Annotated in this window: 33 protein-coding genes and 2 tRNA genes; 22 read left to right on the forward strand and 13 right to left on the reverse strand. The window is 47.1% G+C overall.

All coding sequences use genetic code 11. The features are described from left to right. Entirely contained in the window at positions 1-462 is a 462-nt protein-coding gene (locus BQ7480_RS10420; protein WP_072542791.1) for a hypothetical protein, read from the reverse strand. Between the two features lie 13 nt (positions 463-475). Beyond that, positions 476-1,093: a recombination mediator RecR gene (gene recR / locus BQ7480_RS10425; RefSeq protein ID WP_072542792.1), complete on the reverse strand. Its 618-nt coding sequence runs from the start codon at positions 1,091-1,093 to the stop codon at positions 476-478. A gap of 109 nt (positions 1,094-1,202) precedes the next feature. Here recR and yihA point away from each other — a divergent pair, with 109 nt between their 5' ends. Beyond that, positions 1,203-1,814 carry a ribosome biogenesis GTP-binding protein YihA/YsxC gene (gene yihA, locus BQ7480_RS10430; RefSeq protein ID WP_072542793.1) on the forward strand — a complete coding sequence of 204 codons (612 nt, stop codon included), beginning with the start codon at positions 1,203-1,205 and terminating at the stop codon, positions 1,812-1,814. 109 nt (positions 1,815-1,923) lie between these two features. Here the strand turns inward: yihA and BQ7480_RS10435 are convergent, their stop codons facing one another. Then, positions 1,924-2,712 (reverse strand): DUF4738 domain-containing protein, encoded by a 789-nt coding sequence (locus tag BQ7480_RS10435; RefSeq protein WP_072542794.1) that lies wholly within the window; start codon positions 2,710-2,712, stop codon positions 1,924-1,926. Positions 2,713-2,827: 115 nt separating this feature from the next. Between BQ7480_RS10435 and BQ7480_RS10440 the strand changes: the two genes are divergently transcribed. From BQ7480_RS10440 to hydF, 6 genes are all read left to right on the forward strand, one after another. Next, positions 2,828-3,949 (forward strand): HU domain-containing protein, encoded by a 1,122-nt coding sequence (locus BQ7480_RS10440; protein WP_072542795.1) that lies wholly within the window; start codon positions 2,828-2,830, stop codon positions 3,947-3,949. Between the two features lie 17 nt (positions 3,950-3,966). Beyond that, complete coding sequence (locus BQ7480_RS10445) at positions 3,967-4,506, forward strand: FHA domain-containing protein (RefSeq protein ID WP_022354150.1); 540 nt, start codon at positions 3,967-3,969, stop codon at positions 4,504-4,506. Positions 4,507-4,573: 67 nt separating this feature from the next. Continuing rightward, entirely contained in the window at positions 4,574-6,049 is a 1,476-nt protein-coding gene (locus BQ7480_RS10450; RefSeq protein WP_072542796.1) for a 4Fe-4S dicluster domain-containing protein, read from the forward strand. Between the two features lie 3 nt (positions 6,050-6,052). Next, positions 6,053-7,099, forward strand: a complete 1,047-nt coding sequence (hydE, locus tag BQ7480_RS10455; protein ID WP_072542797.1) for a [FeFe] hydrogenase H-cluster radical SAM maturase HydE — start codon at positions 6,053-6,055, stop codon at positions 7,097-7,099. 14 nt (positions 7,100-7,113) lie between these two features. Continuing rightward, positions 7,114-8,532: a [FeFe] hydrogenase H-cluster radical SAM maturase HydG gene (hydG, locus tag BQ7480_RS10460; protein WP_072542798.1), complete on the forward strand. Its 1,419-nt coding sequence runs from the start codon at positions 7,114-7,116 to the stop codon at positions 8,530-8,532. Between the two features lie 28 nt (positions 8,533-8,560). Next, positions 8,561-9,745: a [FeFe] hydrogenase H-cluster maturation GTPase HydF gene (gene hydF, locus BQ7480_RS10465; protein ID WP_072542799.1), complete on the forward strand. Its 1,185-nt coding sequence runs from the start codon at positions 8,561-8,563 to the stop codon at positions 9,743-9,745. Positions 9,746-9,824: 79 nt separating this feature from the next. On the opposite strand, the gene ric is transcribed toward hydF, so the two are convergent. Continuing rightward, the gene (gene ric, locus BQ7480_RS10470; RefSeq protein ID WP_072543993.1) at positions 9,825-10,553 is read right to left on the reverse strand and encodes an iron-sulfur cluster repair di-iron protein; all 729 of its coding nucleotides are present in this window, start codon (positions 10,551-10,553) and stop codon (positions 9,825-9,827) included. A 192-nt stretch (positions 10,554-10,745) separates the two neighbouring features. Between ric and BQ7480_RS10475 the strand changes: the two genes are divergently transcribed. Further along, positions 10,746-12,011 carry a CobW family GTP-binding protein gene (locus BQ7480_RS10475; protein WP_072542800.1) on the forward strand — a complete coding sequence of 422 codons (1,266 nt, stop codon included), beginning with the start codon at positions 10,746-10,748 and terminating at the stop codon, positions 12,009-12,011. Between the two features lie 110 nt (positions 12,012-12,121). Here the strand turns inward: BQ7480_RS10475 and BQ7480_RS10480 are convergent, their stop codons facing one another. The 7 genes from BQ7480_RS10480 to BQ7480_RS10505 all read right to left on the reverse strand — a co-directional run bounded on the left by BQ7480_RS10480 (position 12,122) and on the right by BQ7480_RS10505 (position 18,240). Beyond that, positions 12,122-13,660, reverse strand: a complete 1,539-nt coding sequence (locus BQ7480_RS10480; RefSeq protein WP_072542801.1) for a glycoside hydrolase family 28 protein — start codon at positions 13,658-13,660, stop codon at positions 12,122-12,124. Between the two features lie 174 nt (positions 13,661-13,834). Next, positions 13,835-14,347 carry an HD domain-containing protein gene (locus tag BQ7480_RS10485; protein WP_072543994.1) on the reverse strand — a complete coding sequence of 171 codons (513 nt, stop codon included), beginning with the start codon at positions 14,345-14,347 and terminating at the stop codon, positions 13,835-13,837. 29 nt (positions 14,348-14,376) lie between these two features. Further along, positions 14,377-15,372 (reverse strand): quinone-dependent dihydroorotate dehydrogenase, encoded by a 996-nt coding sequence (locus tag BQ7480_RS10490; RefSeq protein WP_072542802.1) that lies wholly within the window; start codon positions 15,370-15,372, stop codon positions 14,377-14,379. Positions 15,373-15,554: 182 nt separating this feature from the next. Then, positions 15,555-15,690, reverse strand: a tRNA-Ser gene (locus BQ7480_RS17890). Positions 15,691-15,692: 2 nt separating this feature from the next. After that, positions 15,693-16,106: a hypothetical protein gene (locus tag BQ7480_RS10495; protein ID WP_072542803.1), complete on the reverse strand. Its 414-nt coding sequence runs from the start codon at positions 16,104-16,106 to the stop codon at positions 15,693-15,695. Between the two features lie 4 nt (positions 16,107-16,110). Further along, positions 16,111-17,580, reverse strand: coding sequence for a type I restriction endonuclease subunit R (locus BQ7480_RS10500; protein ID WP_072542804.1), 1,470 nt, complete (start codon positions 17,578-17,580; stop codon positions 16,111-16,113). Positions 17,581-17,583: 3 nt separating this feature from the next. After that, on the reverse strand, positions 17,584-18,240 hold the full coding sequence (locus BQ7480_RS10505; protein ID WP_072542805.1) for a LexA family transcriptional regulator: 657 nt from the start codon (positions 18,238-18,240) through the stop codon (positions 17,584-17,586). Positions 18,241-18,443: 203 nt separating this feature from the next. Between BQ7480_RS10505 and BQ7480_RS10510 the strand changes: the two genes are divergently transcribed. Beyond that, positions 18,444-18,992 carry an NUMOD4 domain-containing protein gene (locus BQ7480_RS10510; RefSeq protein ID WP_072542806.1) on the forward strand — a complete coding sequence of 183 codons (549 nt, stop codon included), beginning with the start codon at positions 18,444-18,446 and terminating at the stop codon, positions 18,990-18,992. Positions 18,993-19,121: 129 nt separating this feature from the next. On the opposite strand, the gene BQ7480_RS10515 is transcribed toward BQ7480_RS10510, so the two are convergent. Both BQ7480_RS10515 and BQ7480_RS10520 read right to left on the reverse strand, forming a co-directional pair. Then, on the reverse strand, positions 19,122-19,433 hold the full coding sequence (locus BQ7480_RS10515; RefSeq protein ID WP_072542807.1) for a hypothetical protein: 312 nt from the start codon (positions 19,431-19,433) through the stop codon (positions 19,122-19,124). Beyond that, positions 19,430-19,750, reverse strand: coding sequence for a hypothetical protein (locus BQ7480_RS10520; protein WP_072542808.1), 321 nt, complete (start codon positions 19,748-19,750; stop codon positions 19,430-19,432). Before BQ7480_RS10520 ends, BQ7480_RS10515 begins: the two co-directional genes overlap by 4 nt. A gap of 145 nt (positions 19,751-19,895) precedes the next feature. Here BQ7480_RS10520 and BQ7480_RS10525 point away from each other — a divergent pair, with 145 nt between their 5' ends. The 13 genes from BQ7480_RS10525 (at position 19,896) to BQ7480_RS10580 (ending at position 25,695) form a co-directional block, all read left to right on the forward strand. Then, positions 19,896-20,225: an SH3 beta-barrel fold-containing protein gene (locus BQ7480_RS10525; protein ID WP_072542809.1), complete on the forward strand. Its 330-nt coding sequence runs from the start codon at positions 19,896-19,898 to the stop codon at positions 20,223-20,225. Positions 20,226-20,227: 2 nt separating this feature from the next. After that, the gene (locus tag BQ7480_RS10530) at positions 20,228-20,479 is read left to right on the forward strand and encodes a hypothetical protein (protein WP_235816671.1); all 252 of its coding nucleotides are present in this window, start codon (positions 20,228-20,230) and stop codon (positions 20,477-20,479) included. A 513-nt stretch (positions 20,480-20,992) separates the two neighbouring features. After that, positions 20,993-21,157 (forward strand): hypothetical protein, encoded by a 165-nt coding sequence (locus BQ7480_RS17895; RefSeq protein WP_154670765.1) that lies wholly within the window; start codon positions 20,993-20,995, stop codon positions 21,155-21,157. Further along, the gene (locus tag BQ7480_RS10535) at positions 21,144-21,332 is read left to right on the forward strand and encodes a hypothetical protein (protein ID WP_072542810.1); all 189 of its coding nucleotides are present in this window, start codon (positions 21,144-21,146) and stop codon (positions 21,330-21,332) included. The genes BQ7480_RS17895 and BQ7480_RS10535 overlap by 14 nt, the downstream gene beginning before the upstream one ends. 49 nt (positions 21,333-21,381) lie before the next feature. Then, positions 21,382-21,456 (forward strand) — tRNA-OTHER (locus BQ7480_RS10540). A 21-nt stretch (positions 21,457-21,477) separates the two neighbouring features. Then, positions 21,478-21,720: a hypothetical protein gene (locus tag BQ7480_RS10545; protein WP_072542811.1), complete on the forward strand. Its 243-nt coding sequence runs from the start codon at positions 21,478-21,480 to the stop codon at positions 21,718-21,720. Between the two features lie 7 nt (positions 21,721-21,727). Continuing rightward, positions 21,728-21,934: a hypothetical protein gene (locus BQ7480_RS10550; RefSeq protein WP_072543996.1), complete on the forward strand. Its 207-nt coding sequence runs from the start codon at positions 21,728-21,730 to the stop codon at positions 21,932-21,934. 26 nt (positions 21,935-21,960) lie between these two features. Next, on the forward strand, positions 21,961-22,896 hold the full coding sequence (locus BQ7480_RS10555) for an ATP-binding protein (protein ID WP_072542812.1): 936 nt from the start codon (positions 21,961-21,963) through the stop codon (positions 22,894-22,896). Further along, the gene (locus BQ7480_RS10560) at positions 22,877-23,647 is read left to right on the forward strand and encodes an HNH endonuclease (protein WP_072542813.1); all 771 of its coding nucleotides are present in this window, start codon (positions 22,877-22,879) and stop codon (positions 23,645-23,647) included. Before BQ7480_RS10555 ends, BQ7480_RS10560 begins: the two co-directional genes overlap by 20 nt. Then, a complete protein-coding gene (locus BQ7480_RS10565; RefSeq protein ID WP_072542814.1) occupies positions 23,640-24,077 on the forward strand; it encodes a DUF3127 domain-containing protein in 438 nt (145 codons plus the stop codon). The genes BQ7480_RS10560 and BQ7480_RS10565 overlap by 8 nt, the downstream gene beginning before the upstream one ends. A gap of 3 nt (positions 24,078-24,080) precedes the next feature. Beyond that, entirely contained in the window at positions 24,081-24,521 is a 441-nt protein-coding gene (locus tag BQ7480_RS10570; RefSeq protein WP_072542815.1) for a hypothetical protein, read from the forward strand. 2 nt (positions 24,522-24,523) lie between these two features. After that, complete coding sequence (locus BQ7480_RS10575) at positions 24,524-24,955, forward strand: hypothetical protein (protein ID WP_072542816.1); 432 nt, start codon at positions 24,524-24,526, stop codon at positions 24,953-24,955. 2 nt (positions 24,956-24,957) lie between these two features. Then, a complete protein-coding gene (locus tag BQ7480_RS10580; protein ID WP_072542817.1) occupies positions 24,958-25,695 on the forward strand; it encodes a hypothetical protein in 738 nt (245 codons plus the stop codon). Positions 25,696-25,889 lie beyond the last annotated feature (194 nt).

Raw genomic sequence — 25,889 nt, forward strand, 5'->3', positions numbered from 1 at the left:
CTACTGTTCCTCCTTTTCTTTTTCCAAATCGAGCTCCCGCATCAGCCGGCTGCGACCCGGCACACAGAAGAGCGAGGCCACCAGCAACATACCGACACACAGCAGACTGGTCAGATTAAACGTAGAATAATACACCGTCAGGTTGAACAGCACCGGAGCCAGCAGCAAGGACAGACGGATTTCACACCAGCGGCGGTAGCTCACCAATGCCTCCGGCAGTGACAACTCACGGACCCGGCGCACCAGCGACAGGCTGAACATGCGCAACGACAACGGTATCATGCACACCGCCAGCAGAATCCCCACCGTCTGCAGGATGTATTCAGCCCGAGCATCTCCCACCCGGCTGCCCTGAAGCAAGATATCCGTTTCATACAACACGCACCACGCCACGGCCAACACCCAGAACAGGGCAAATTCCACCTCCAGCACACGGAGCAATCGATTGATTTTCTTTTCCATTGTTTCCTATCATTTAAAGGGTTCCGGTAAACGCCACGCGGTTCACGATAGAACGTCCCAGCGTCACCTCGTCCGTATATTGCAATTCATCGCCGATGGAAATTCCACGGGCAATCATCGTAATCTTCACGTCACATCCGGCCAGTTTCCGGAAAATATAGAAGTTGGTCGTGTCGCCCTCCATGGTAGAGCTCAGCGCCAGAATCACCTCCTTGACAGTGCCCGACTTCACCCGCTCCACGAGGCTGTCTATCTCCAAGTCGGAAGGCCCGATGCCGTCCATGGGCGAAATCACCCCGCCCAGCACATGATACAGTCCACGATACTGCTGGGTGTTCTCCACCGCCATCACGTCGCGTATGTTCTCCACCACGCACACCGTGGTCGCATCGCGCGAAGGGTTGGAGCAGATACGGCACACGTCCGTATCGGAGATATTGTGGCACACCTTGCAATACTTCACTTCTTTTTTCAGCGTGGAAATGGCGCTGCTGAACGCTTCCACCGTGGCATTGTCCTGACGCAACAGGTGCAGGACCAGCCGCATGGCCGTTTTCCGCCCGATGCCGGGAAGTTTGGCAAACTCGCCCACTGCCTTTTCCAATAAAACGGAAGGATATTGTTGATTCATGCTTGTTTTCTTTATTTACGGAAGGCAAAAATACGGATAAAATCCTTTGACTGTATGCAGGGAACGGGAAAAACGATTACCTTTGCATCAAACAACTCAATTTCGACCTATGGACATTACCAGCGCAGAGTTTGTCGTAAGCAACTCACGGGCCGACATGTGCCCACAGACCCAACTGCCGGAATATGCCTTCATCGGGCGTTCCAACGTGGGGAAATCCAGTCTCATCAACATGCTGACCAAGAATCCCAAACTGGCCATGACTTCGTCCACGCCGGGAAAAACCTTGCTCATCAACCATTTTCTCATCAACAAGGAATGGTATCTGGTAGACCTTCCCGGCTACGGCTATGCCCAACGGGGGAAGAAGATGATGGAGAAAATCCAAAAACTCATCGAATATTATGTACTGGAGCGGGAGCAGCTCACCTGTCTTTTCGTACTGGTGGACAGCCGCCTGGACCCTCAGCGCATCGACTTGGAATTCATCGAATGGCTGGGCGAGAACGGTATCCCCTTCGCCCTGATTTTCACCAAGGCCGACAAGCAGAGTGCAGGAAAGACCAAGACCAACGTCAGCCGCTACCTGGAGAAACTGAAAGAACAATGGGAGGAACTACCTCCATATTTCGTATCCTCTTCTGAAAAGAAGACCGGACGGGAAGAAATCCTGGATTATATCGAACAAATCAACCGTTCGCTCAAGGAACAGGCCGAATAACACAAAGCCCACACATACAAATCCTCCTGTGTGAAGTTACCTGAAAAAGGACTCACACAGGAGGATTTGTCTATGATTATAAAAGGTCACTTCCATCGGATTCCACCACTCAGCGGGAAAAGACGATGTTGCCTTCTTTGCTCACATCCAGCCGCACATTGTAGCACGAAGCCCCGTCGGGAATACAAAGCGTGGCCACATAGCGGTAACCGTTTTCGTCGACCTTCACAAAATCCATGTCGCTCAGAATGGCAGTGTGCAAGAAATCGGCCGGCACCACACGGGCAAACATTTCCTTATTGATGTCTTTGGAGAACAAACGTTCCTTTCCTTTATATACGCAGATATGAATGATGTTGTCGTAGTAGACATTCTCCACCGGAAGACCTTCCTCATTGATGCTGACCAGTGTCACCCGCTTCTTGGTTGGATTGATGTAGGCATATCCTCTGTAGCGCTCTCCCCCATACAGGATGACGGAATCTTTCTCGAACACTTCGCTTTCCGTTTCACGCACGGGAACCACCGTCCCGAACGACAGCGTGTCCGACTCGGCCTTATGCAGGCTGACCACCTCTCCCATCGAGGTGCGATAACGCAAGCTGTACGCCTTCCGTTCCTCAATGAAATAATAGATAGGACGGGCACTGTGGATGGTCATCGTGTCATGACGCACGCTGAAAGGCATGGGTGCATTAATCTGGCTGGCATAATAAATACTGTCCCCCTGAATTTTGAATAAAGGAGCCTCGGTGTTGTCGTCCAGCCAGATACCCTGCAACTGCTGCATGGCCTCCTGGTCTTCTTCCTGCTTTTCCGCTTCTTTCTGCTGGGAAGACATACATCCTGCCAGACATCCTATACCCCACAGAAGCATTATCAAGCCTGTTTTTTTCATGCGTCAATCGATTTCTACATTTACCGCAGCAAAAATACAACAAAATTAAATGCCAACCGAAAAATGCCCCCTGAAAGATGTCCCACATAAAAGAAAAATGTATTATTTTTGCAATATGATTGAATTGGCAAAACACATAGAAGTATTACTGCTGGAAAACGATTGCGTTATCGTTCCCGGCTTGGGAGGATTCATTGCCCACAGACGGCAAGCGGCCATCTCCACACAAACAGGAGAATTCCAGCCGCCCCTCCGCACCATTGGATTCAATCCGCAGCTGGTGATGAACGACGGACTTCTGGTCCAGTCGTACATGCAGGCCTATAACACCGACTTCCCCGATGCGACCCGCCGGATTGAAAAGGTAGTCACTGAAATGAAAGACCAGTTGTACCAGCAGGGACAGGTCACCCTCGACCATGTAGGTACGATTTATTATAATATGAATGGAGGCTATGCCTTCGAGCCGGCTTCCCCGTCTTTCTTTACACCGGGACTGTATGGACTGGAAAGTTTTACGCTCCCATTGTTGAAAGCGCTTCCCGCAGACGAACCGAAGGAATACAAACTTCCGGAGGTGAGCCGTCCCGCCACGGACAAAAAGCGACATTTCTCCCTGCGGCAGTTCACGCGCAATGCAGTGGCCATCGCTGCCGCCGTATGCCTGTTCTTCATCCTGTCCGTACCGGTAGAAAACACCTACATGGACGATGCGAACTATGCATCCCTCGGCTCGTTCAGTATGTTCGATGCCATCCGTAACCAGTCGGTAGCCACCAGCATACAGACTACAGCCCCGCAGTCTACCTCTCAAAAGACTGCCCAAAAACAGCAAAAGAAGAAACGCGTACGCAACAATGTCAATACGCTCAAACCCGTAGCAGTCAAGACGGAAAAGATTGCAGCCGTTCCGGCAGTCAAGAAAGAAACCCAACCGGCTGTCAAAAAAGCACCGGCAGCCAAACCGGCGGCTGCTCCCGCACCGGCACCTGCCACCGCTACAAGCAAAAAGAAGGCTTATATCATCGTGGCCAGCCTGACCACGGACAGTGATGCCCAGAAAGAACTGAAAAAGCTGCAGAAAAAAGGTTACAAGAACTGCAAAGTGCTGGAATCTGACGGACGTTTCCGCATCGCACTGGATGGTTATGCCAGTTCGGGAGAAGCCTATAAAAAGGTACAGGAACTGCGCAATCAGGAAGGATTCAAGAATGCTTGGGTTTTCACTTCAAAATAAATACGCTTTAAAGACAGATGAAAAGAGTAAGATGCCCCAAATGTGACAATTTCATCCAGTTTGATGAAACAAAATATAAAGAAGGACAGTCACTCGTCTTTATTTGTGACAACTGCAAGAAACAGTTCAGCATCCGTATCGGCAAGTCCAAACTGAACGCGGCCAACCGCAAGACTGAGGTGGTGGACGAAAAGGAAGGCGTGCAGGACTTCGGCAATGTACTGGCCGTAGAGAACGTGTTTGCCTACAAACAGGTGCTGCCGCTGCATGAAGGCGACAACCTCATCGGACGCCGGTGCAAGGGAAACGACATCGACATTCCCATCGAAAGCAACGACCCGAGCCTGGACCGCCGGCATTGCTACATCAACGTCAAAAAAGACAAACAAGGAAAAATCATTTATACGCTCCGTGACAACGACAGCATCACGGGCACTTTTCTGATGAACGAAATACTGGGCCCGAAAGAGCGCGTCCGCATTGAAGACGGAGCCGTCATCACCCTCGGTGCCACAACCCTGATTCTGAGAGCGGCAGAAGGACAAACGGAAGAATAACCGCCGCACTTATCTTCGTATATACAATTTAGGATAACTATAACACTAACAAACCTTTTACTCAATTATGGCTTTTACAAACAACGTAATGATTGTCCGGCACAAACTGCTGGAAAACCTGGTTGCTTTATGGAAAGAAAATCAATTAGTAGAGAAAATCGACCGTATTCCTCTGGAACTCAGTCCGCGCCGTTCACAGCCGGTGGGACGCTGCTGTATCCACAAGGAACGTGCCGTTACCAAATATAAGCTGCTCCCGCTGTTGGGTTGGGATATGACCGACGAAACGGACGAGCTGACTCCCCTTTCTGAATATGCCCGCAAGACACTGGACCGCAAGGAAAGAATCAAGGAAAACATTCTCTGTGTCATCGACGAGGCTTGTTCTTCCTGCGTGCAGGTGAACTACGAGGTAAGTAACCTTTGCCGGGGTTGTGTAGCCAGAAGCTGCTACATGAACTGTCCGAAAGGTGCCGTGCATTTCGACAAGAAAACCGGTCAGGCACGTATTGACCACGACAAGTGCATCAGCTGCGGCATCTGCCACAAGAGCTGTCCGTACCATGCCATCGTGTACATCCCGGTACCGTGTGAGGAAGCTTGTCCGGTAAAGGCTATCAGCAAGGACGAACACTACATCGAGCACATCGACGAAAGCAAGTGTATCTACTGTGGCAAGTGTCTGAATGCCTGCCCGTTTGGTGCCATTTTCGAAATTTCCCAGGTATTCGACGTATTGGAAGCCATCCGCAAGGGAGAACAGGTGATTGCCATCCCGGCTCCGTCGGTATTGGGACAGTTCGATGCCACCATCGACCAAGTTTACGGGGCATTGAAAGAAATCGGTTTTGCCGATGTGATTGAAGTGGCTGAAGGTGCCATGCATACCACCAGCAACGAGGCACACGAGCTGCTGGAGAAACTGGAAGAAGGACAGAAATTCATGACCACTTCCTGCTGTCCGTCGTACATCGAGCTGGTCAACAAGCACATTCCGGCCATGAAGCCTTACGTATCGAGCACCGGCTCTCCGATGTATTATGCAGCCCGCATCGCCAAACAGAAATACCCTAATGCCAAGGTGGTCTTCATCGGCCCGTGTATCGCCAAACGGAAAGAGGCACAGCGCGACGAATGTGTGGACTACGTGCTGACCTTCGAAGAACTTCACCCGATGTTCCGCGGACTGGGCATCGAACTGGAAAAAGCCAATCCGTATAAGGTGGCCTACGAATCTGTCTGCGAGGCACACGGATTTGCACAGGCTGGTGGTGTGGCCGGAGCAGTGAAAGCTTACTTGGGCCCGAAAGCCAACGGCATCAAGATTATGCAGTTCTCCGACTTCACGAAGAAGAACATCGGGGTGCTTCGTGCATACGCCAAGACGGGCAAGGTAGACGCCCAGTTCATTGAAATGATGGCCTGCGAAGGCGGATGCGTGACCGGTCCGAGCGCACACAACGACCCGGTGGCCGGAAAACGCCAGTTGAACCAGGATTTGCTGAAACGTACCCTCAAGTACGAAAACAGCAATCAGGAATAATCCATGAAAGAATTGATAGAACGCCTTTACCGGGAGCAGACACTGGCTCCCGGTGAATTGCGTACCCTTCTGCTGGAGTGCCGGGGGGAAGACCTCGACTTTCTCATGCAAAAGGCACGCACGGTAGCTCAAAGCCATTTCGGCAATAAAATCTATATCCGCGGCCTCATCGAAGTGGGCAACTGCTGCCACAACGACTGCTTGTATTGCGGCATCCGGAGAAGCAACCGCCACCTGGAACGCTACCGCCTGGATGAGGAAACCATTCTGGCCTGCTGCCGCCACGGATACGAACTGGGATTCCGTACGTTTGTGCTGCAAGGAGGCGAAGACAACTATATGACCGATGAAAGGGTCACCTCAGTAGTGACCGCCATCCGCACCACCTTTCCCGATGTGGCCATCACCCTTTCCCTCGGTGAACGCCCCACCGTTTCCTACGAACGTTTTTTTCAGGCGGGAGCCAACCGCTACCTGCTGCGTCACGAGACGCACAACGAAGCCCATTACCATCGGCTGCATCCCGACAGCATGTCACTGTCCAACCGTCTGCGGTGTCTGGACGACCTGAAACGCATCGGATTCCAGACGGGTACCGGCATCATGGTGGGAAGTCCGGGACAAACCGTCGATAACCTGGTGGAAGACATTCTCTTCATTGAGCAGTTCCGCCCTCAGATGATTGGCATCGGACCTTTCCTGCCGCATCACGACACTCCCTTTGCTTCCTGTCCGCCCGGAAGTCTGACGCAGACCCTGACGTTGCTCTCCATTTTCCGGCTGATGCACCCGCAGGCACTGATTCCCTCGACCACCGCATTGGCCAGCCTCACTCCCGACGGACGGGAGAAAGGTATACTGGCAGGCGGTAACGTGGTGATGCCCAACCTTTCGCCGGTAGAACAACGGAAGAAATATGCCTTGTACGACCACAAAGCCTCCATGGGCTCGGAAGCCGCCGAAGGATTGCGCCTGCTGGCACAACGGCTGGCAGCCATCGGATATGAAATAGATAAAAGCCGCGGAGACTATCCCGGCAAGACGTTATAACTTACATTGCAACTATGTACAAGATTGATTCTCAAAAGGCAGAGGAATTTATCTGCCACGAAGAAATTCTGGATACCCTGGAATATGCCCAAAGCAAGAGCCAGGACAAGGAACTGATACGTTCCATCATTGAAAAGGCCCGCCTGTGCAAGGGACTCTCCCACCGCGAGGCCGCCGTACTCTTGGAGTGCAACGACCCGGAACTGGTGGAGGAAATCTACCGTCTGGCCCGCGAAATCAAGCAGAAATTCTATGGCAACCGCATCGTGATGTTCGCCCCGCTATACTTGTCGAACTATTGCGTGAACAGCTGTACCTATTGTCCCTACCACGCGAAGAACAAGACCATCGCCCGCAAGAAACTGACACAGGAGGACATCCGCCGCGAGGTCATCGCCCTGCAGGACATGGGACACAAACGTCTGGCACTGGAAGCCGGCGAAGACCCTATCCACAATCCGCTTGAATATATTCTGGAGTCTATCCAGACCATCTATAGCATCAAGCACAAGAACGGAGCCATCCGACGGGTGAACGTGAACATTGCCGCCACTACGGTAGAAAACTACCGCCGTCTGAAAGAGGCTGGCATCGGTACTTATATCCTGTTTCAGGAAACCTACCACAAGGAGAACTACGAGAAACTGCATCCCAGAGGTCCGAAGAGCAACTATGCTTACCACACGGAAGCCATGGACCGCGCCATGCAAGGAGGCATTGACGACGTGGGTATCGGCGTATTGTTCGGCCTGAACACTTACCGCTACGATTTTGTGGGACTGCTGATGCATGCCGAACACCTGGAAGCGACCTACGGCGTAGGCCCGCACACCATCAGTGTGCCGCGTATCTGCTCGGCCGACGACATCGATGCTTCCACCTTCGAGAACGCCATCTCCGACGAAATATTTCAGAAGATTGTGGCCGTCATCCGCATCAGCGTGCCTTACACCGGTATGATTATCTCTACCCGTGAATCACAACGTTCCCGCGAAAAAGTGCTGGCCCTCGGCGTATCACAAATCAGCGGGGGTTCCCGCACCAGCGTGGGAGGCTATGCCACCGAAGAACTGCCGGAAGAGAACTCGGCCCAGTTCGACGTGAGCGACCACCGCAGCCTGGATGAAATCGTGGCCTGGCTGCTGAAACTGGGCTATATTCCCAGCTTCTGTACGGCTTGCTACCGCGAAGGACGTACGGGCGACCGTTTCATGTCGCTGGTCAAGACCGGACAGATTGCCAACTGCTGTGCGCCCAATGCCCTGATGACACTTCAGGAATATCTTTATGACTATGCCTCACCGGAGACACGCCGTCTGGCAGAAGACATGATCCGCAAACAGATGGAAGAAATTCCCAATCCCGCCATCCGCAGAAGAGCGTTGGAAAATCTGGAACGGATTGCCGAAGGAAAGCGCGACTTCCGTTTCTAAATGTAGGACTTAAAGACTGATTAGACGTATGAACGATACTCCCCGTGCCAACCGACTGCACATCGGTCTGTTTGGCAAACGCAACGCCGGAAAGTCGTCGCTGATCAATGCCCTGACGCACCAGGACACGGCCCTCGTGTCGGAAATCCCCGGCACGACCACCGACCCGGTTTTCAAGGCCATGGAAATCCATGGCCTCGGTCCCTGCGTGTTCATTGATACGGCCGGATTCGACGATGAAGGCGAACTGGGCGAACTTCGCATCCGCCAGACACAGCGTGCGCTGGAAAAGACAGACATCGCCCTGATGGTCTGCACCGACGACCATTTGGACGAAGAGCTGCACTGGCAGCACCTGCTGAAGGAAAAGAATGTACCCATCATCTGGATATTGAACAAATGTGACCAACTGCCTGATGCCGAACAGACCATGCGCCGCATTGAAAAACAATGCGGACAAGTACCCTTATTGGTGAGCACCCTCACCGGACAAGGGCTGGACGACATTCTACGCAGCCTCCGGCACAAGTTGCCGGATGAAACCATGGCACAAGGCATCGTAGGCCGGCTGGTGGAAGAAAACGACACCGTCATGCTGGTCATGCCGCAGGACATCCAGGCCCCCAAAGGCCGCCTCATCCTGCCGCAGGTACAGACCATCCGGGAACTGCTGGACCGCAAATGCCTGGTGATGAGCTGTACCACCGATAAGATTGATGCCATGCTGGCTGCCCTGGCCCGTCCGCCGAAGCTGATTATTACCGACTCACAGGTGTTCCGCACGGTGTATGACAAGAAACCGGCCGAGAGCCGCCTCACCTCCTTCTCCGTCCTCTTTGCCCAATACAAAGGCGACATCGATTACTACTTGGAAGGAGCCAATGCCATCGCCCGGCTAACTCCCGAATCACGGGTACTGATTGCCGAAGCATGCACGCATGCCCCGCTGGCAGAAGACATCGGGCGGGTGAAAATTCCGAACATGCTCCGCAAGCGCATCGGCGAGAACCTGCAAATCGACATCGTATCGGGCACGGACTTCCCGGAAGACCTGACCCCGTACGACCTGATTATCCATTGCGGGGCCTGCATGTTCAACCGCAAGTATGTGCTGAACCGCATCGACCGGGCCCGCACCCAGCAGGTTCCCATGACCAACTACGGAGTGACCATTGCCTACCTGGCGGGGATTCTGGATAAGATAGATTACTGATTCACCCCTCTATTCTATACAAAAAGGAGTGCCACTTACCTCCAGGTAGGCAGCACTCCTTTTCATTCATACTACTAAATTAATACACCGTTACTCGTTCTATTTCCTCAAAGTGCGGGAAAAGCAGATTGTTTTCCAGGTGAATATGCTCGAACAAGGCATCCACAAACGCCTCCAGTTCCTGCATCAGCAAACGGTAGCTGCCACAGCCATCCTGAGGCACCGCGAAATGATTCGTCAGCTGAATGATGTGCAAGTAGCGGTTTCCCTCTCCTTCATGCTCCATCTTCATCACCCGGATAGGATTGGAAATCGTACCACAGTGCATCGGTGCCATACGCTGCCCCTGTTCCTTCGCCGCATACAGCTCATAAAGATACGGGAACAACACATTCTCCTCTTTCTGCAAGTGCATCTCCAAATCTTCCAGCGACTCACTCACCAACACCTTCAGTTCGTGCAGCTCCGGATGTGCCTCTCCATGCACACGCTCCACCTTTTCAAGCAATGCCAACAACTCCGGTCCATTGGCACGGATACCGCGGTGGTGTATCTTCAGGATATAATCCATCAGCAAGTCCAACGGCCATGAAGCAAACGGAATCCGTCCGTTCCCAGCCTCTTCCTGACGCGCCAATGTCTGCTCCACTTCTTCCACCGACAAGCCCAAATCGGCACAAGCCTTTTCCAACGTCACCTCGCCATGACAGCAGAAGTCGATGCCATATTTCTTAAACACTTTCGCTGCTGCAAAGTCATCGGCTACAATTTGTCCCACACTCGTATATTTCCAGTCTTTCGTTTCCATATTCTTTTCTTTTTTATTGATTTCCATTTTATTGATTACGAGTGCAAAGATAAGGCCTCCCCTCCAGAAACTTTGTCACCTATGTGACACCGACCTATAACGAAAGTTAAACCCGTGTTCTGCCGAAAAGAAGTGACACCGTATGCAGAAAAACACTAACTTTGCAGGCACGTAAAAAAACAGAACAATAAGATGAAAACAAAAGACATGCCTATACTCCTGCTCACCGGCTATCTGGGAAGCGGGAAAACCACTTTATTGAATTATTTGCTGAGTAACCGTGAAGGAATCAAGTTTGCCGTCATCGTGAACGACATCGGTGAAGTCAATATCGATGCGGAACTGATTCAGAAAGGCGGTATCGTAGGCCAAAAGGAAGACAGCCTCGTGGCCCTGCAGAACGGTTGCATCTGCTGTACGCTCCGCACCGACCTCATCGAACAGATTTTCGAACTGATGAAAATGCAGCGTTTCGACTACATCGTCATCGAAGCCAGCGGGGTATGTGAACCGGAACCTATCGCCCGTACCATCTGTTCCATTCCACAACTGGGTGGAGCCTATACCAAATACGGAACCTGCCGCCTCGACAACATCGTGACGGTGGTCGATGCCCTTCGTCTGCAAAGCGAATTTGACTGTGGAAAGGAACTGACCCGCAAGGATTTGGAAGAAGAAGACATTGCCAACCTGCTGATTCAGCAGATAGAGTTCTGTTCTACTATCCTGCTGAACAAAGCTTCTGAAGTCAGCCCGGAAGAACTGGCCCGCATCCGAAGCATCATCCGTAACATCCAGCCCCGTGCGGAAATCATCGAATGTGATTACGCAAAGGTAGATTTGGACAAGATTGTCGGTACCCACCGTTTCGACTACGAAAAGGTAGCGACTTCTGCAGCCTGGATTCACGAAATAGAACGTCCGGTGACCGAGGAAGAAGAGGCCGAAGCCCATGCGCACGAAGGACATCCCCATGACCATGATCATGAAGAACACGGGCATGACCACGAGCACGAAGCGCATGAACATGACCACGAGCATGGACACCATCATCACGACCACGAACACCACCATGACGAAGGCGAAACGGAAGAATACGGTATCAGCAGTTTCGTGTACTACCGCCGTCCGGCCTTCGATATCCATAAGTTCGACCGTTTCCTGGCAACCAAATGGCCGCGCAACGTGATTCGTGCCAAAGGGGTATGCTACTTTGCCCACAACCGTGACATGTCGTACCTCTTCGAACAGGCCGGACGCCAGAAACAGATTACGGAAGCCGGACTCTGGTATGCCACCATGCCCGAAGACGAGCTTATTGAAATGATGAAACGCGAACCTGGACTGGTGAGAGACTGGGACGAACGCTACGGTGACCGCATGCAGAAGATTGTCTTCATCGGCCTGCACCTCGACAAGGAACAGCTGATTAAAGACTTGGATGCTTGTCTGGAATAACTTGAAACGAACTGAATAAAAATATGCCTTCCTGAATCCGCCGGTTAAGCGCTTCAGGAAGGCATACTTGTTTTTTCACCTTATATATTATTGACCTTTCCGGCCTCTACTCAATCTACCTCCTGCAACTGGTTCTTTGCGGTGGCATCCACTTCCTGTAATGTGCATTTCCGCAAGACTACCTGTCCTGCCTGCTTGTCCTCCGGCAGGTCAATCCCTGTCAGACGAATACCGCTTACACGGTCGAACACAAAAGCCGGACGGAAATCATCTTCCTGCAAACGCAGTTTGATGTGACGCAGCTGAATTCCTTTCACATGACGCACATAAAATCCCCACGAAGGAAGTTCCTCAAACATGGTAAACTCCGGATATCCCTTTTCATTTTCAGGCACATCCTTCAACCGGCTCACCGACATGTAAGCCATCCCCCGCGTAGCACGACCCGGATACACAATCTCGATGTTCTCCAAGGTCACATCTTCAATGTCATGCCCCGGTATGCCTGAAATGGAACTGGGGAACGGGTTATGGAAGAACGTCACCGAAGGTCCCCGCAAGTCATAATTAAGGTCCGGACGGCCAAAAGGCACTTCCACATACACATTCTTGATGGACACATGACGCAAGTAACCCGGCTGGTCTCCCGAACGATGCCCCAGACGGATAAAAATCGCATTGCCCGTGTTCACCGCATGTACATTGGAAACCTGCACATGCTCAATCTCCGCTCCATCGACCGACTCAATGGCAATAGCCGAACGGTAAGTATCCTTCACCCAGATACTGTCAATCTTCACGTGCTTGAATCCGCCAAGTGACTCCGTCCCAAACTTGATGGCACTGGCACTGCTGATGATGTGACAGTTGGAAATAGAAGCCCCGTCGTTCCAGGCCCCCCGGTTGTGCGATTTCAGGCAAATGCCATCGTCGGCTGAATTGATGTAACAGTTCGAGATGCGTACCTTCTTACAATCGCTGATATCAATCCCATCGTTGTTCCAGTAAGCCCGGTTTTCGACATGCAGACTGTCCAACGTCAGGTCGGAGCACAATGAAAACGACAATCCCCACGCGGCGCTGCTCCGGAAACGGGCATTGCGAATCTCCACATTGCGACACCCACGGATGAAAAGGAGCTTCGGACGCGTATTCGGCCGCTTACGGTATGTATTATAATGCTTATCCACCAGCTCTCCCGTATGATGCAGACTGTCAATCGTCAAGGCCAGTTCCCGACCCTGTCCGTCAATACAACCGTTACCCCGGATACCGATATGTTCCGCCCCCTCGGCATAAATCAATGCCTGGTCAAAATGGTCATCGTTCACCTTCAGTTCCTTCTCCGTGCTGAAACCCGGATAATCATACGGGCTCGTACTTCCCAGCAGCACCGCCTCCTTCTCCAAATAAAGCACCACATTCGATTTCAACTGCAAACTGCCGGTGAGATACCGTCCGGCAGGAAAATACAACTGACCGCCTCCCGATGCATGCAAATTATCGATAGCCGCTTGCAGGCTATCCGTATTCAGTGTTTTTCCATCGCCCACCACTCCGTGCCGAAGCACATTATATTCAATCGCCGTGGCCGTATTCATCCACAAACACAGGCCACATAAAAAAAGAAATAAGGTTTGTTTTTTCATGGTATATCTGTCTATTCACGGGTAAAAATACACATTTCATCAGACAACCACCCTATCATCCGTCCACAAAATGGCGGTATCTGCCAGAATTTTTCACCTGACCCTACAAAAAAAGCGTCTTTTTGAGACACTTTACCGCCTCAAAAAGACGCCATCCAACGGCTTCCGTCTTGCTTACAGATACATTCTGTCGAGCAATGACAGGCCTGTCTTTGTCTTGAAGATTTTTTCGCGTACCTTCCGGACAGCTTCTACCGGCAGGTTGTCTTCATAAATATTGACCAGAAAATCGGCTTCCACCAGAATCTGATAATCCATTCCCTCTATACAGTCGTACGTGTGATGATGTCCCACCAGCCAGCATATCCGTTCAATCTGCGCTTCAGAGAATGTGCCCATCTCGGTCAGCAGTTTCCGAGCCTCCGCCGGACCTTCCTGTTCCTGATGTTTCCCGTCACACACTCCATATTTCTTCTCGGAAATCCGGATGCCAATGTCGTGTACAATTGCGGTCGCTTCCAGAATCAGCTGCGTAGCCGCGTCCAATCCTTCCGACAAGCCAATCATCCGGGCAAAATAATGCACCTTGATGAGGTGCTGTATCCGTTTCGGGTCACCTGCATTGTAAGTCACCATCCGGTCTGACAATTCATGCAACTGCCAGTCGGCTGCTTTTTTCTCGTTCATTTCCATATTTTGTAGCTCTAAATCCTCTTTTATTCATCGCATGCCTCGGCTATGTGCTTGACAACGCCGGGACCTTCATAAATGAATGCGGAATATATTTGCACCAGATGAGCGCCTGCATTCCGCATGGCATCGGCCTCCAACGGTGTCATCACTCCTCCAGCACCGATTAACAGCATCTCTTTGGGAGCATGAGCCGACAGATATTTCATTACCTCCACCGACTTATGAATGACCGGAAGTCCGCTGATTCCTCCCGCTCCAACCTCCGTCACTTCCGCCTGACTGGAATGGATCAACAGCGAACGGTCTTGAGTCGGTCCGGTGGCAATAAACCCATCCAGATGATGCTTCTTCGCAAAGGTAATAATACCCTCCAATTTATCCAAAGGCACATCGGCCGGAAGTTTCAGAAATACCGGTTTTTCCAAACGCTGCTTATAGGATTCAAGGGCCGTCAATACCCCTGCCAGAATCTCAGGTGTCATGCTACCCCAGTTAACCGTATAGTAATCTGCATACCGACTGAACGCCTCATACAAACTTGTAATATCCGCTGCGGCCCGTTCCCCGTCGGCTGGCGTATTGGTATTGATATTAACTCCTAAAATGTATTTTCCTTCCCGTTTCCGTTGCAGGTTTCTCAAAAAGACCTCTTTGCCAGGATTATTGAAACCTGTACGCGACACCAACGCATGGTCTTCCGGCAAACGGAAAATGCGCGGGGAAGGATTTCCTGACACCTTTTCCGGAGTCACCGTTCCTACTTCCAGAAATCCGAAGCCCAAATCACTCAGTTCGTCGAAGCAACTTGCTTCCTTGTCAAAACCGGCAGACAAACCCACGCGGTTGCAGAAGGTCAGGTTCCGCCATTGGAACGGAGCCGCCTTTGGACGATAATAAGCACGTAGCATTCCTTTTACCAACGGAAGATGACGATACACATGGAGCAAAGAAATAATCTGGTTGTGAATCTTCTCCGCATCGATACGGAACAACCAGGGACGAAGAATAGATTGGTACATAATCGTAATTTTTTAGTTTCGTGACACAAAAGTACGACATCTCCCTGAAATTTCATCATAAAAAAAAGTTATCCCCTATTACCGGGAACTGCGCTTTTACGTTGAGCCGTTGATTCCCGAAGACCTCTTTGGAAAATAAAAAAATCCACTTAATACGCTGATATTAAGTGGATCTCACTCGGAGCCGAAAGCGGGACTCGAACCCGCGACTTACTCATTACGAATGATTATCTAAAGAATTAATGAAATCACTGGTTATCAGTTATTTATAATTAATTTTGAGCTAAATAAGGATACTCATTGGAACATTTTTTCTGCAATCACAACTTGGTATATGTTTCCGGCTGAATGTATTCAGGGAGATTATCACCATCTAAAATAAGATATGTTTCAATTTTAGATTCTCCTTGTCTTAATAGCTTTGCTCCAATCTGATAAACTTCTCCTGTTTCCTCATTTGTAAGAGAAATTGTATTTCCTGTTATCTGATACAAATATGTTCCCTTTTCGCGTTGATATACGTTTACAAGAAGTACCTTCATTTCGCCATTCTTGAAAACCAGATACACATAATTTTCTCCATCGAAATTTTTAATATATGTACCTTCACCATCTTCAAGATTTTCTTGAGTCAAACTTAAGGTCTCTTCCGTCCATTTTGGGGAGTCATTATTCGAACATGATACAAGCAAAAAAGAAAGTATCACATAGAAAGAAAACAATATATTCTTCATAACATCAAGTATTAAGTTTGTTCTTCAATTCATTATACAAATCGGGATTCTTCATGTCCTCCCAATAGTATTTTCTGTATCGGCTTCTACTGAAACCATTCTTGTCATCATAAACCATGATACATTCCTTGTCACACAAAATGATTACCGAGGACAGAAGCAGCTTGGCATAAGAAAAGGCCTGAAGGAAGGCCGCTTCTATTTCCTGATTATTCTTCATGTGGTATTTTGCCTCAATCAACACTTTTGCTTTTTCTTCTTCCGGCTTGTTATCATAGTGAAGCGCATAGTCCGGAAAAATCCGGTGTCCTCTTCCTGCATGGATTGGTAGCTGGCGTACGTAGTCCTTGTGCTCATACCATCCCATACTATTCAGCAGTGGTTCCAATAGATTCACTTCAACATCTCTTTCATTCTCAACTGTGATTCCTTCCGGCAATGAAGGTGTGTAGATTTGTGGAAGTGCGGACGTATCAAACCCTTTGGCCGCAAGCATACGAAGAAGTTCAGAATAATCCTTTCCACTAACCGGCCACCCGTTAACTCCTTGGAAATTTTTCCTTACGAGCGGATGGTTGGAAAAGTATCCATCAGCTTTCAGGTCTTTCAATGAAATCTTAGGTATAGCTATCCTGTCTCCGATATATGTATTGCTATAATAGTGAAAGAATGGGTCTACTACTCCATCGGTCTGCGCAATCCACAGGCAAGTAATGGCACTCACAGGAGAAGTTTCATAATGAATAAGAATGTCTCCCCTCTTAGTGTCTATGTTTGTCTGCCAGAATCCGGTAGTCCAATGAGTACCATATCCTTCAATCAATCCACCAATGAACCATGCAGCCGATGGTTGGGGCATTTTGCCCTTTTCTTCTGTACCAAGAACATTTGGAGCATAATCATACATGAAAGCACTAAATTCGTCAGGTGACAATCCGTTCTCCGTCCTGAATTTGTAGAACACCTTACATAATTCCCAGTAATACATACATCTGGCTTTATAATCAGGTTTCTTTGGAATTGTAGGAAGTTCTATTTCAAAGTAGTCCGCAAGATTTGTAAGCTGATAGAACTCGTCAATGTAGATATATGGGAAGAAATATTCTTCAAACAAATAATTCAACTCCATTGACAGGAATGGAATAAGTTCAAGCATCCGGTCAAAGTCCCCTATCTTTAAGACTTCCTCTGATTCTATTATCAGTCCGGTGGATATAATTTCTTCATATAGCTTACCGGCTTCATCCAAGGACTGCAATTCTGTTCCTTCATGTTCAGATACCTTGTAGCACCAGAAGTCTTCGAGTATTCCACAAATCATTTCTGAATTGAAGGAATCCCTGATTTTAGGATTGTACTTCTCGAACAGGCACTCCTCTTCCATCCACTCTTTTCTGTCTGAAAAGGCGGATATGGCAGACTTACCGTCAGGTGAGTTCTTGTACAGGTTCCAAAGGTATTGGTTGAATTTCATGATCTAAAGCCTTAAACTTCCAACAACTAAATTATATGAACGAATATTCTCTTTAGGTATTGAGAAATCAGGAAATTCGGAATTGTATGAACGACATAGAATAGATTCTCCAGCATCATAAATACGTTTAATAACTATCCCTTGTGTTGTGTCAAGTACATGAACTCTTCCCCATTGTAAAAATTGTTTCTCATTCACTCTAAGGCAGGCAACCTCATCTCCGGCAAAATACTCAGGTTCCATACTTTTGCCAGTAATTCTAATTGTAAAATCATATTTTGGGAAAGCACTTATAACAGGAAGCTGCTCACATTGATATTCTGTAATGCCCTCTACTGCCTCTGTAAGTGTTCCTGCCGCTGCATCATAAGGAATACGAGGCCTTGTTTCTATTTGCTTTAATTTATCACATAAATATTTTTGAATATTAGGATGCAAACTAGTTTCTGCTTCATCAATAAGAAGAATTGGGCGTTCTGTCGTTTTATATTTCATTATCTTATCGCCATATTGCTTATATAGCAAAGTGAATTTCTCATCATTTAAAGGTCTTTTACCATTTTCTATAGCAGATAAATAAGGTTGTTTTATACCCAATACTGTACAAATCTCTAATTGAGAGATATTATTGTCAGTTCTAAATTTCTTAATATCAATCATATAACACTATTTAACTTTAGAAAGAGATAAATTATCGTATAATCATATTGACAATATAATCATTATGGTTATATTTGCATATCGAAACTTTGATACGAAACAAATATAGTAAAAACAACTAACCCTCACACGATTATGAAGAAAAATGTATTGCACGAGATTATGAGCCTTGCATGGCATCGTATTATTAACTCAAAAACATTATGAAAGAAGTTTGGAAAGACATAAGAGGATACGAAGGTAGATACCAAATATCCAATATGGGGCATGTGTTATCATTGTCTAAAACACATAAGACTAAAGTGTTTAATAAAGCCATTGTTGAAACAAAAACATCTCCTAAAATTCTAAAAGGCAGCAAGGATAAGGATGGCTATCTTACAGTGTATTTGGGTAATGGTAAAGAGCAAAAAAGGTTTAAGGTGCACAGGTTGGTTGCAGAAACCTTTATTCCAAAGATTGACGGTAAAACATTCATCAATCATAAGAACGGAATCAAAGACGACAATAGAGCTGACAATTTAGAATGGTGTACAAATGCGGAAAACCTTTATCACGCCCACCATACAATTCGACACGATAAACCATATTATAATCAGAAAGTAATATTGTGTATCGGTAATGGTTTTACAGAAGAATATAAAAGCATAACAGAAGCCGCAAAAGCCATAGGGGTAAGCAAACAAGCTATTTCTATGTGTTTGAGAGGACGGACGAAGAAATGCTGTGGTTATAAATGGCGATATAAATAGCAATAAATTACTAATTAGTTCTTTGAAATTTTGATGCAGAGTATATGGAAAAAGAAGATTGGAAAGAAGCGGCGTTTAACGCCATTTGTAGTGCCATTGTAAGTGCTGTAGTATCTGCAATTGTGGCTTTCATTTGTTCATCGAACTGACGATGTAGGAAACGATTGCACTGACGAGAGCGGAAATCAACATGTTGAAATAGAATGTGACGGTTTGTTTTCTTCGTGTGTTCCGCTCTTTTACATATCCACCTTGCAAGAAGAAGCCTTTTCCTTTATCTGTGATATGATATGCACTGCCATTTACAGATGTATGAAGCTTTATATATCCATCAGATACGAGTATTTCTATGATTTCAATTATAGGTGTATAATTGCCAACGTTGTCATTATAGAATCTGCTTAAGACTTCATCCTTTTCTTGTGGGGTGTACTTTTTCATTTCTTGGAAAGGTTTTCAATGGTGCGTTGCTGGCTTTCAATGATAGATAGTAAGCGATCTGAGATATTCTCGGTTGTGCTTGAAACTTCAGTAACAGTTGATGATTTGAACATATCACCCTTACCGCGAAGCAGCCAGTCAGCATTTACATCTTCAATACTATTTAGTATTAAAAGAACTGGCTCTATCCCAAAACTTTCACCTGCTCTCATCAGCTTTCTTACATAGACATCTGATTTACCTATTAATGAAGCTGCATCTTTTACGCTGATATTCTTTGATTTAAGTATTTCAGCAAATCTTTCGTTAATAGTCATAATGTTAATAATACTAAAAGGTAAAACATTTTATACTGATTAGTTTTGTTTCTATACTAATTAGTACTACATTTGCATATCGAAACTAAGATACGAAACAAATATACGAAATAAAAATAGTAAAACCAACTAACCCCACACGATTATGAGTACAAAAATCAAAAACCAATTAAAAGAAGTCATGCTGACGGCGTGGACTTTGGTAAAGAGAAACGGTTTCTCTATGAGTGAAGCGTTGAAATGCGCTTGGGCAAACATAAAGCTGAAAGCTGCAATGAAGCAAAGAATCGTAAAGTTCTACTTCAAAAAGGTAGATGGTTCTGTTCGCGAAGCATACGGCACGCTGAAAGAAAACCTGATACCTGCTACATCAGGTGACAACAGAAAGAAGAATGACACCGTTCAGGTGTACTTCGACACAGAGAGACAAGAATACAGATGCTTCAAGAAAGCTAACCTTTTAAATATCGCATGACTATGATGACACGCCACGAAATCGAAGAAGAACTTGACGGGCTGTACAAAGACCTGAATTTCGCCTATAACGCAGATGAAGAGACTGTATGCAGGACTTTCAACGCTGACAGCAAGCAAGAATACATCAAAACACTTACTGAAGAGGTGGACAAATACGAAGCCCTGCTTGAAGAATACAACCTGCCAGAAGATGACGGCATGGACTACATCAACCTTCAGCTATCACAAGGCTTGCCTGTGATACGCTTGTAACTCACCTACCCTGCTGACGGACTGAACGGCAACCGATAGCGAGAATCGGGCAGGGTTCTACTTGATTGGTTCTTTGACATGATGGAAATTTTAGGCGTACCGCTACGCCTGACGTGAAACGGACGACTGAGTAGCGATAGCGGCACGGTGAAAAGGGTGCGAGTAAGGGACTGACAATAAGCAAACGCAGCGCATTAATCACCGCGACAACAAAAACGACTTATACGATTGCAGGTGGCCGTAGGCCGGCTACAAAGACAATCTTCACTGATTAGACACCAGCAAGAACTATATATACCCGTGGCTTACCCAACCTTGGATAAGTAGTAAGGCAACCACCGGAACGCCCACGGGAACGAATTTTAAAACACACGGTTATGAAAATGCTACTTGCTTTATGTGCATTGTCCGTACTAGTGATGCACTTCAATCAGGATTTGAACCCGGTCTATTGGATTGGGCTTTCAGGGTTTGTGATAACTGGCTTTTGGGCCGCTTATAAAATGGACAAAGATGGAAGAGTTAAGAGAAATAATAAAGAGCATCTGCGATGATTTTGCAGACATCAGTGCCATTCTGGCCGCACGCTCACGGGAACTGGACAGACGGGAGCAGTTCGACAAGGAGATAGAAACGAAAATCAATAATTTAAAACGGAATATACATGAAAACAAATGAAGAATTGAAGGCTATGACGCAGGATGAACTTGTGGCATACGCAGAAGAGTTACAAGTAGACTTGAAATCATCAAGAAATTCAGTCTCTTTTTATTGTGAAGAGAAAGACAAAATAGAGAAGAAGTTCGAGAACTTCAAGAACATGGTCAAATCGTTGGTCATTTTAGTTGATTAGTGTTGGTTATAAAAAGTGGATGCCGGGCTGTGAAGTTCGGCATTTTTATTGGCAGGTAGTTCAGATAGTAGAACATTTCGTAGGGTTAGCGGAAAGGTCACGGGTTCGAGTCCCGTTCTGCCAGCAACATCAAATTTTTTAAACTATGGTAAGAGAAATTACAGTAGACGAAAACTATCAGACTGTGCGTCTGTTTGACGCAATGAAGAAAGGGGACATCTACAAGGTTCCCTATGACAAGAAACGGCATAACGGAATCAAGCTGGAAGCCTCACGCCGTAACCGTGACCTCCGCTTGATCGGGACACTTAAAAACAAAATGGACGTGAAATACCGGGTATCGGCCACAGAGTATCCGGGTTTCTCGGCAATTATCTGCTTAAAATAAAATGCTTATGATAAACGAGGATGTATTGAAAATCGTCTTGAACAACAAGTCTTTCGGAAAGTACGAAGCTGCGTCAATAGTAGGAGGTCTGAAAAGGCTGAAAGAATTGTGTGAATCCGGAAGGATAAGGTACAAGACCAAAGAAGGGGTGCCACACAGCCGATGGGCTTGTAATGCCTGGGATGTGATAAAACATGCGAAATTGATGTACTAATATATTAACATTTAAATTATTACGATATGAGTTTGATTAAAAAATCCAATGAGTTAGTAATTCCTTCCACCGTTAAGATGATGATTTACGGTCAGGCAGGTATGGGTAAGACAACAGTAGCCTTGAGCGCACCGAAACCTTTGTTGCTCGACTTTGATAATGGTGTAAAGCGTGTGAATATGGCCCACTTGGACAGTATCGACATCGTACAGGTAAGTTCATGGCAGGATGTTCAACAGGTATTGCAAGAAGACCTCTCGGCCTACCAAACAATCGTAGTGGATACCATCGGCAAGATGATGGACTTCATTATTTCCTATAAATGCGGAACTCGCCAGCCACAAATCAAAGATTGGGGCGGTATCAATGCAGAGTTTTCATGGATGACACGAACGCTTTCATCATTGAATAAGAACGTGGTGTTTGTGGCCCACCGTGATACCCGGAAAGAAGGTGACGATACGGTATTCATCCCTGCTTTGCGAGAGAAATCCTATAATTCCATCGTAACAGAACTTGACTTGCTCGGCTACCTTGAAATGCGAAACGAGAATGGAGTGCAGAAGCGTACAATCACATTCGACCCCACATCAAGAAACGACGGAAAGAATACCTGTAACCTGCCGGGTATCATGTTTGTACCTAACATACTCGACAAGAACGGCAACCCGACAGCCAAGAACGACTTCATCACTACCCAAGTCATCCGTCCTTACCTGAACATGCTTCAGGTGAAGAAAGAAGAAGCTGCTAAGTACGACCATGTGATAGCCGAAATCAAAGAGAATATCGAATTCATCACCGACGCCCAGTCAGCCAATGAGTTCGCTTCCCGTATTAACGAGTTCGAGCATGTGGGCAGTTCTTTGAGTATGGCCAGAAACCTGTTTGCTGCCAAGGTAAAAGCCCTTGGGCTGGTATTCAACAAAGAGACCAAGACCTATGCAGACAAAGCAGCCTAAATTCAAGTTTTATGCAACGCTTCTCGATGCCTTCACAAGCTATCTGAAAAGCGATGCCATTTGGGAAAGGTATTGGGGATTCAGCGAGAATCCCCCACATACCCCTGAAGAGTTCAGGCAAAAGCAGTTCCAAAGCCTGATTGACACGATTAACCGTGTCCCTTTCGACAGTGAAGCAGCCGACAAGGGAACGGCTTTCAATGAGGTGATAGACTGTATGATTGAGGACCGGAAGTCAGACAAGGTACATGTGGAAAGACTGCTGTCTGATATGGTTGATGGCAGACAGTCAATAGTAGGACTGCGAGCCACTTACAACAACCGACAGTTTGACTTTCCCCTTTCACTTTGCCGCGAGTTTGCAAACTATTACAAAGGGGCCTTGACCCAGCAACGTGTTGAAGCAACTTTGCCTACATGCTTCGGAAATGTTCTTCTATATGGATATATAGATGAACTGATGCCGTTGTCTGTTCACGATATAAAGACTACCGGAAGTTACTATGTAGGTAAATTCAAAGACCACTGGCAGCACATGGTTTATCCGTATTGTCTGATGCAGAACGGTAGTGATGTGAGGTTGTTTGAGTATAATATTACGGATTTTAGGGCAACCTATACAGAAAGCTACACTTTCGTGCCGGCACGGGATATACCTATCCTTATAAATCATTGTGAGGACTTTATACGGTTCTTGAATGACAACAGAGATTTGATAACCGACAAGAAAATTTTTGCAGAAGATGAGTAACCAAGTAACCGGACGGCTGGTTTATATTGGCCCGCCCCAAGAAATCCCATCCAAAAACGGTGGAAACCCGTTTGTGAAACGTGAATTTTTGCTTGATGCCACGACACACGACCCCTATACAGGTGAACGAAGTCAGTACGAGAATATCCTGCCGCTTGAAGTAAGTGGTGATAAATGTTCAGAACTTGACCAGTTCAGATACGGCGATGTGATAACAGTTTCCTTTGCCCTGCAGGGCAGAGAGTGGACAAATCAGGACGGACAGGTGAAACGGATGGTATCCATCCGCTGCTATAAACTGGAAGCCCGTCGGCCAGTACACCAACCTGCACCAGCACAGCAACCACCTACCCAGCCGGGACCGATGCCGCAGCAGTTTCCGCCGGAAGTGGATGCAAATGGAAATCCCAAAGATGACTTACCGTTCTAGCCTATGAGCATATTCAATCTGAAAAATGAGTATGATATACCCAAGTTCAAGGCTTATGTAAACAAACTGTTCCAAGAGCGCGCGGTTGTGGAAGTAAGAAAGAAACTTCCTAACCGCACGCTGGCCCAGAACAGCTATTTGCATCTGCTCTTAAGGTATTTCGGAAGTGAGTACGGTTGCAGCCTTGAAGAAGCAAAGATTGACTTCTATAAAAGGACATGCAACCGTGATTTGTTTGAGAGAAAGACGGTCAACAAGAAAGGAAAGGAAGTTACCTACCTGAGAAGTTCAGCAGAACTTACAACAGGTGAAATGACTTTGAGCATTGACCGTTTCCGTAACTGGAGCGCATCCGTGGCTGGAGTATATCTGCCGGCAGCCAACGAACAACAGATGCTTATTTACGCACAACAAGAAATCGAACGTAATAAAGAGTTTATTTGATTATGGACAAATTTTTAGGACAAGACATTCCCGAACAGGAACGATGGAAGTTCCTTCAGGACAATGCTGATGCAGTAGAGAAAATCGGCTATACACACCGATTTACCCCCGAAGAATTGGCTCAGAAGAAAGAGACCTTGGCTGAGGTGTCAATCACCATCAACGATGTCGAGATGGAAAAGAAAGAGGCTATGGAGAGTTTCAAAGAACGCCTGAAGCCTTTGAACGAAGAAAAGCAGGAACTTTTGGACCACATCAAAAGAGGTTCGGAGTTCGTGGAAAATGAAGAATGTGCCAAAATCATCTACCACGAAGAAAAGATGGCCGGATTCTACAACAAGTTAGGTGAACTGGTTTACAGCCGCCCAATCATGCCGCAAGAAATGCAGAAAACAGTATTTAGTATTAACCGTAAAACTGGAACAAACAATTAATTATGAGTGAAAACAAAATCAATTTGGTAGTGCCGAAAGAGTACAATGGTACCCCAATCGAAGTAGTATTGAGAGAAGGCAAAGCATCCGTAGCTCTTGACCCGAAAGAACCGGAGAGAGTAGTTATCAATGGAACGATAGATGCACCTTTCAAATGGCTGGAGAAGCGTGTCGAACTGATTAATCAGAAATCGGCCAATATCATTGTGAACCGTGATAAGATGTGTCTGGCTTTGACTATTGATGAAACCAATTATTACCAGACAGTAATTAGTGGAGTTTTACAGGCTTCAAAGGAAATGCAGGAGTTCGGTATCAATGCGGAAAGGAAGTGGGAACCCATTAAGCTATCCCAGTTCTTCAAGATGCACCGTGCTTTCTTCAAGGACAAGTCACAGAACATGATGCTGGTTTCTACTTTGAAGAATTTCAAGGCCAAGGTGAATCAGGACATCGAACGCAGCAAGGAAGAAAACGGAAACAAGACGGACAACTATTCGCAGGTAGTTGATTCCAACCTGCCCAAATCATTCAAACTGAACATCCCTCTTTTCAAAGGTTTTCAGTGTGAGGAAATCGAAGTTGAGATTTATGCCGATGTGGATGGACGGGAAGTTTCTCTTTCTTTGGTTTCTGCTGGTGCAAATGAGGCCATTGAAGAATACAAGAACAAGGTGATTGACGAACAGATTGAAGCAATTAAAAGTGTTGCACCTGACATCGTAATCATCGAAGTATAACTGACAGCCCGGAAAGACGGGCTTACGGGCGCAAGCACAGGACGTGCTTTAGTATGGAGTAATTGCGCAATATCTCCATACACTTGTTTCATTGAATTAGCTAATATATGAGGCAAGTAAAACCGTGATGGTTGGGCGGGTTCGATTCCCGTTGCGTCCACAACCCTTTTTTAAGAGAAATCCGCTTTAAATCC

Origin of the sequence: Bacteroides mediterraneensis, from assembly GCF_900128455.1 — a bacterium.
In the GTDB taxonomy this organism is placed as follows: domain Bacteria; phylum Bacteroidota; class Bacteroidia; order Bacteroidales; family Bacteroidaceae; genus Phocaeicola; species Phocaeicola mediterraneensis.

What these genes read in the sequence shown, in the direction of transcription:
- BQ7480_RS10485 (WP_072543994.1), bottom strand. Translation starts at nt 14,347, where the DNA reads ATGAACGAGAAAAAAGCAGCCGACTGGCAGTTGCATGAATTGTCAGAC.
- BQ7480_RS10520 (WP_072542808.1), bottom strand. Translation starts at nt 19,750, where the DNA reads ATGACTATTAACGAAAGATTTGCTGAAATACTTAAATCAAAGAATATC.
- BQ7480_RS10525 (WP_072542809.1), top strand. Translation starts at nt 19,896, where the DNA reads ATGAGTACAAAAATCAAAAACCAATTAAAAGAAGTCATGCTGACGGCG.
- BQ7480_RS10535 (WP_072542810.1), top strand. Translation starts at nt 21,144, where the DNA reads ATGAAAACAAATGAAGAATTGAAGGCTATGACGCAGGATGAACTTGTG.
- BQ7480_RS10550 (WP_072543996.1), top strand. Translation starts at nt 21,728, where the DNA reads ATGATAAACGAGGATGTATTGAAAATCGTCTTGAACAACAAGTCTTTC.
- hydG (WP_072542798.1), top strand. Translation starts at nt 7,114, where the DNA reads ATGTACAAGATTGATTCTCAAAAGGCAGAGGAATTTATCTGCCACGAA.
- BQ7480_RS10435 (WP_072542794.1), bottom strand. Translation starts at nt 2,712, where the DNA reads ATGAAAAAAACAGGCTTGATAATGCTTCTGTGGGGTATAGGATGTCTG.
- BQ7480_RS10505 (WP_072542805.1), bottom strand. Translation starts at nt 18,240, where the DNA reads ATGATTGATATTAAGAAATTTAGAACTGACAATAATATCTCTCAATTA.
- BQ7480_RS10480 (WP_072542801.1), bottom strand. Translation starts at nt 13,660, where the DNA reads ATGAAAAAACAAACCTTATTTCTTTTTTTATGTGGCCTGTGTTTGTGG.
- BQ7480_RS10510 (WP_072542806.1), top strand. Translation starts at nt 18,444, where the DNA reads ATGAAAGAAGTTTGGAAAGACATAAGAGGATACGAAGGTAGATACCAA.
- BQ7480_RS10545 (WP_072542811.1), top strand. Translation starts at nt 21,478, where the DNA reads ATGGTAAGAGAAATTACAGTAGACGAAAACTATCAGACTGTGCGTCTG.
- BQ7480_RS10420 (WP_072542791.1), bottom strand. Translation starts at nt 462, where the DNA reads ATGGAAAAGAAAATCAATCGATTGCTCCGTGTGCTGGAGGTGGAATTT.
- BQ7480_RS17895 (WP_154670765.1), top strand. Translation starts at nt 20,993, where the DNA reads ATGGAAGAGTTAAGAGAAATAATAAAGAGCATCTGCGATGATTTTGCA.
- BQ7480_RS10475 (WP_072542800.1), top strand. Translation starts at nt 10,746, where the DNA reads ATGAAAACAAAAGACATGCCTATACTCCTGCTCACCGGCTATCTGGGA.
- BQ7480_RS10440 (WP_072542795.1), top strand. Translation starts at nt 2,828, where the DNA reads ATGATTGAATTGGCAAAACACATAGAAGTATTACTGCTGGAAAACGAT.
- BQ7480_RS10530 (WP_235816671.1), top strand. Translation starts at nt 20,228, where the DNA reads ATGATGACACGCCACGAAATCGAAGAAGAACTTGACGGGCTGTACAAA.
- BQ7480_RS10570 (WP_072542815.1), top strand. Translation starts at nt 24,081, where the DNA reads ATGAGCATATTCAATCTGAAAAATGAGTATGATATACCCAAGTTCAAG.
- BQ7480_RS10450 (WP_072542796.1), top strand. Translation starts at nt 4,574, where the DNA reads ATGGCTTTTACAAACAACGTAATGATTGTCCGGCACAAACTGCTGGAA.
- BQ7480_RS10575 (WP_072542816.1), top strand. Translation starts at nt 24,524, where the DNA reads ATGGACAAATTTTTAGGACAAGACATTCCCGAACAGGAACGATGGAAG.
- recR (WP_072542792.1), bottom strand. Translation starts at nt 1,093, where the DNA reads ATGAATCAACAATATCCTTCCGTTTTATTGGAAAAGGCAGTGGGCGAG.
- hydF (WP_072542799.1), top strand. Translation starts at nt 8,561, where the DNA reads ATGAACGATACTCCCCGTGCCAACCGACTGCACATCGGTCTGTTTGGC.
- BQ7480_RS10560 (WP_072542813.1), top strand. Translation starts at nt 22,877, where the DNA reads ATGCAGACAAAGCAGCCTAAATTCAAGTTTTATGCAACGCTTCTCGAT.
- BQ7480_RS10490 (WP_072542802.1), bottom strand. Translation starts at nt 15,372, where the DNA reads ATGTACCAATCTATTCTTCGTCCCTGGTTGTTCCGTATCGATGCGGAG.
- BQ7480_RS10445 (WP_022354150.1), top strand. Translation starts at nt 3,967, where the DNA reads ATGAAAAGAGTAAGATGCCCCAAATGTGACAATTTCATCCAGTTTGAT.
- ric (WP_072543993.1), bottom strand. Translation starts at nt 10,553, where the DNA reads ATGGAAACGAAAGACTGGAAATATACGAGTGTGGGACAAATTGTAGCC.
- BQ7480_RS10495 (WP_072542803.1), bottom strand. Translation starts at nt 16,106, where the DNA reads ATGAAGAATATATTGTTTTCTTTCTATGTGATACTTTCTTTTTTGCTT.
- BQ7480_RS10580 (WP_072542817.1), top strand. Translation starts at nt 24,958, where the DNA reads ATGAGTGAAAACAAAATCAATTTGGTAGTGCCGAAAGAGTACAATGGT.
- BQ7480_RS10515 (WP_072542807.1), bottom strand. Translation starts at nt 19,433, where the DNA reads ATGAAAAAGTACACCCCACAAGAAAAGGATGAAGTCTTAAGCAGATTC.
- BQ7480_RS10500 (WP_072542804.1), bottom strand. Translation starts at nt 17,580, where the DNA reads ATGAAATTCAACCAATACCTTTGGAACCTGTACAAGAACTCACCTGAC.
- BQ7480_RS10555 (WP_072542812.1), top strand. Translation starts at nt 21,961, where the DNA reads ATGAGTTTGATTAAAAAATCCAATGAGTTAGTAATTCCTTCCACCGTT.
- hydE (WP_072542797.1), top strand. Translation starts at nt 6,053, where the DNA reads ATGAAAGAATTGATAGAACGCCTTTACCGGGAGCAGACACTGGCTCCC.
- yihA (WP_072542793.1), top strand. Translation starts at nt 1,203, where the DNA reads ATGGACATTACCAGCGCAGAGTTTGTCGTAAGCAACTCACGGGCCGAC.
- BQ7480_RS10565 (WP_072542814.1), top strand. Translation starts at nt 23,640, where the DNA reads ATGAGTAACCAAGTAACCGGACGGCTGGTTTATATTGGCCCGCCCCAA.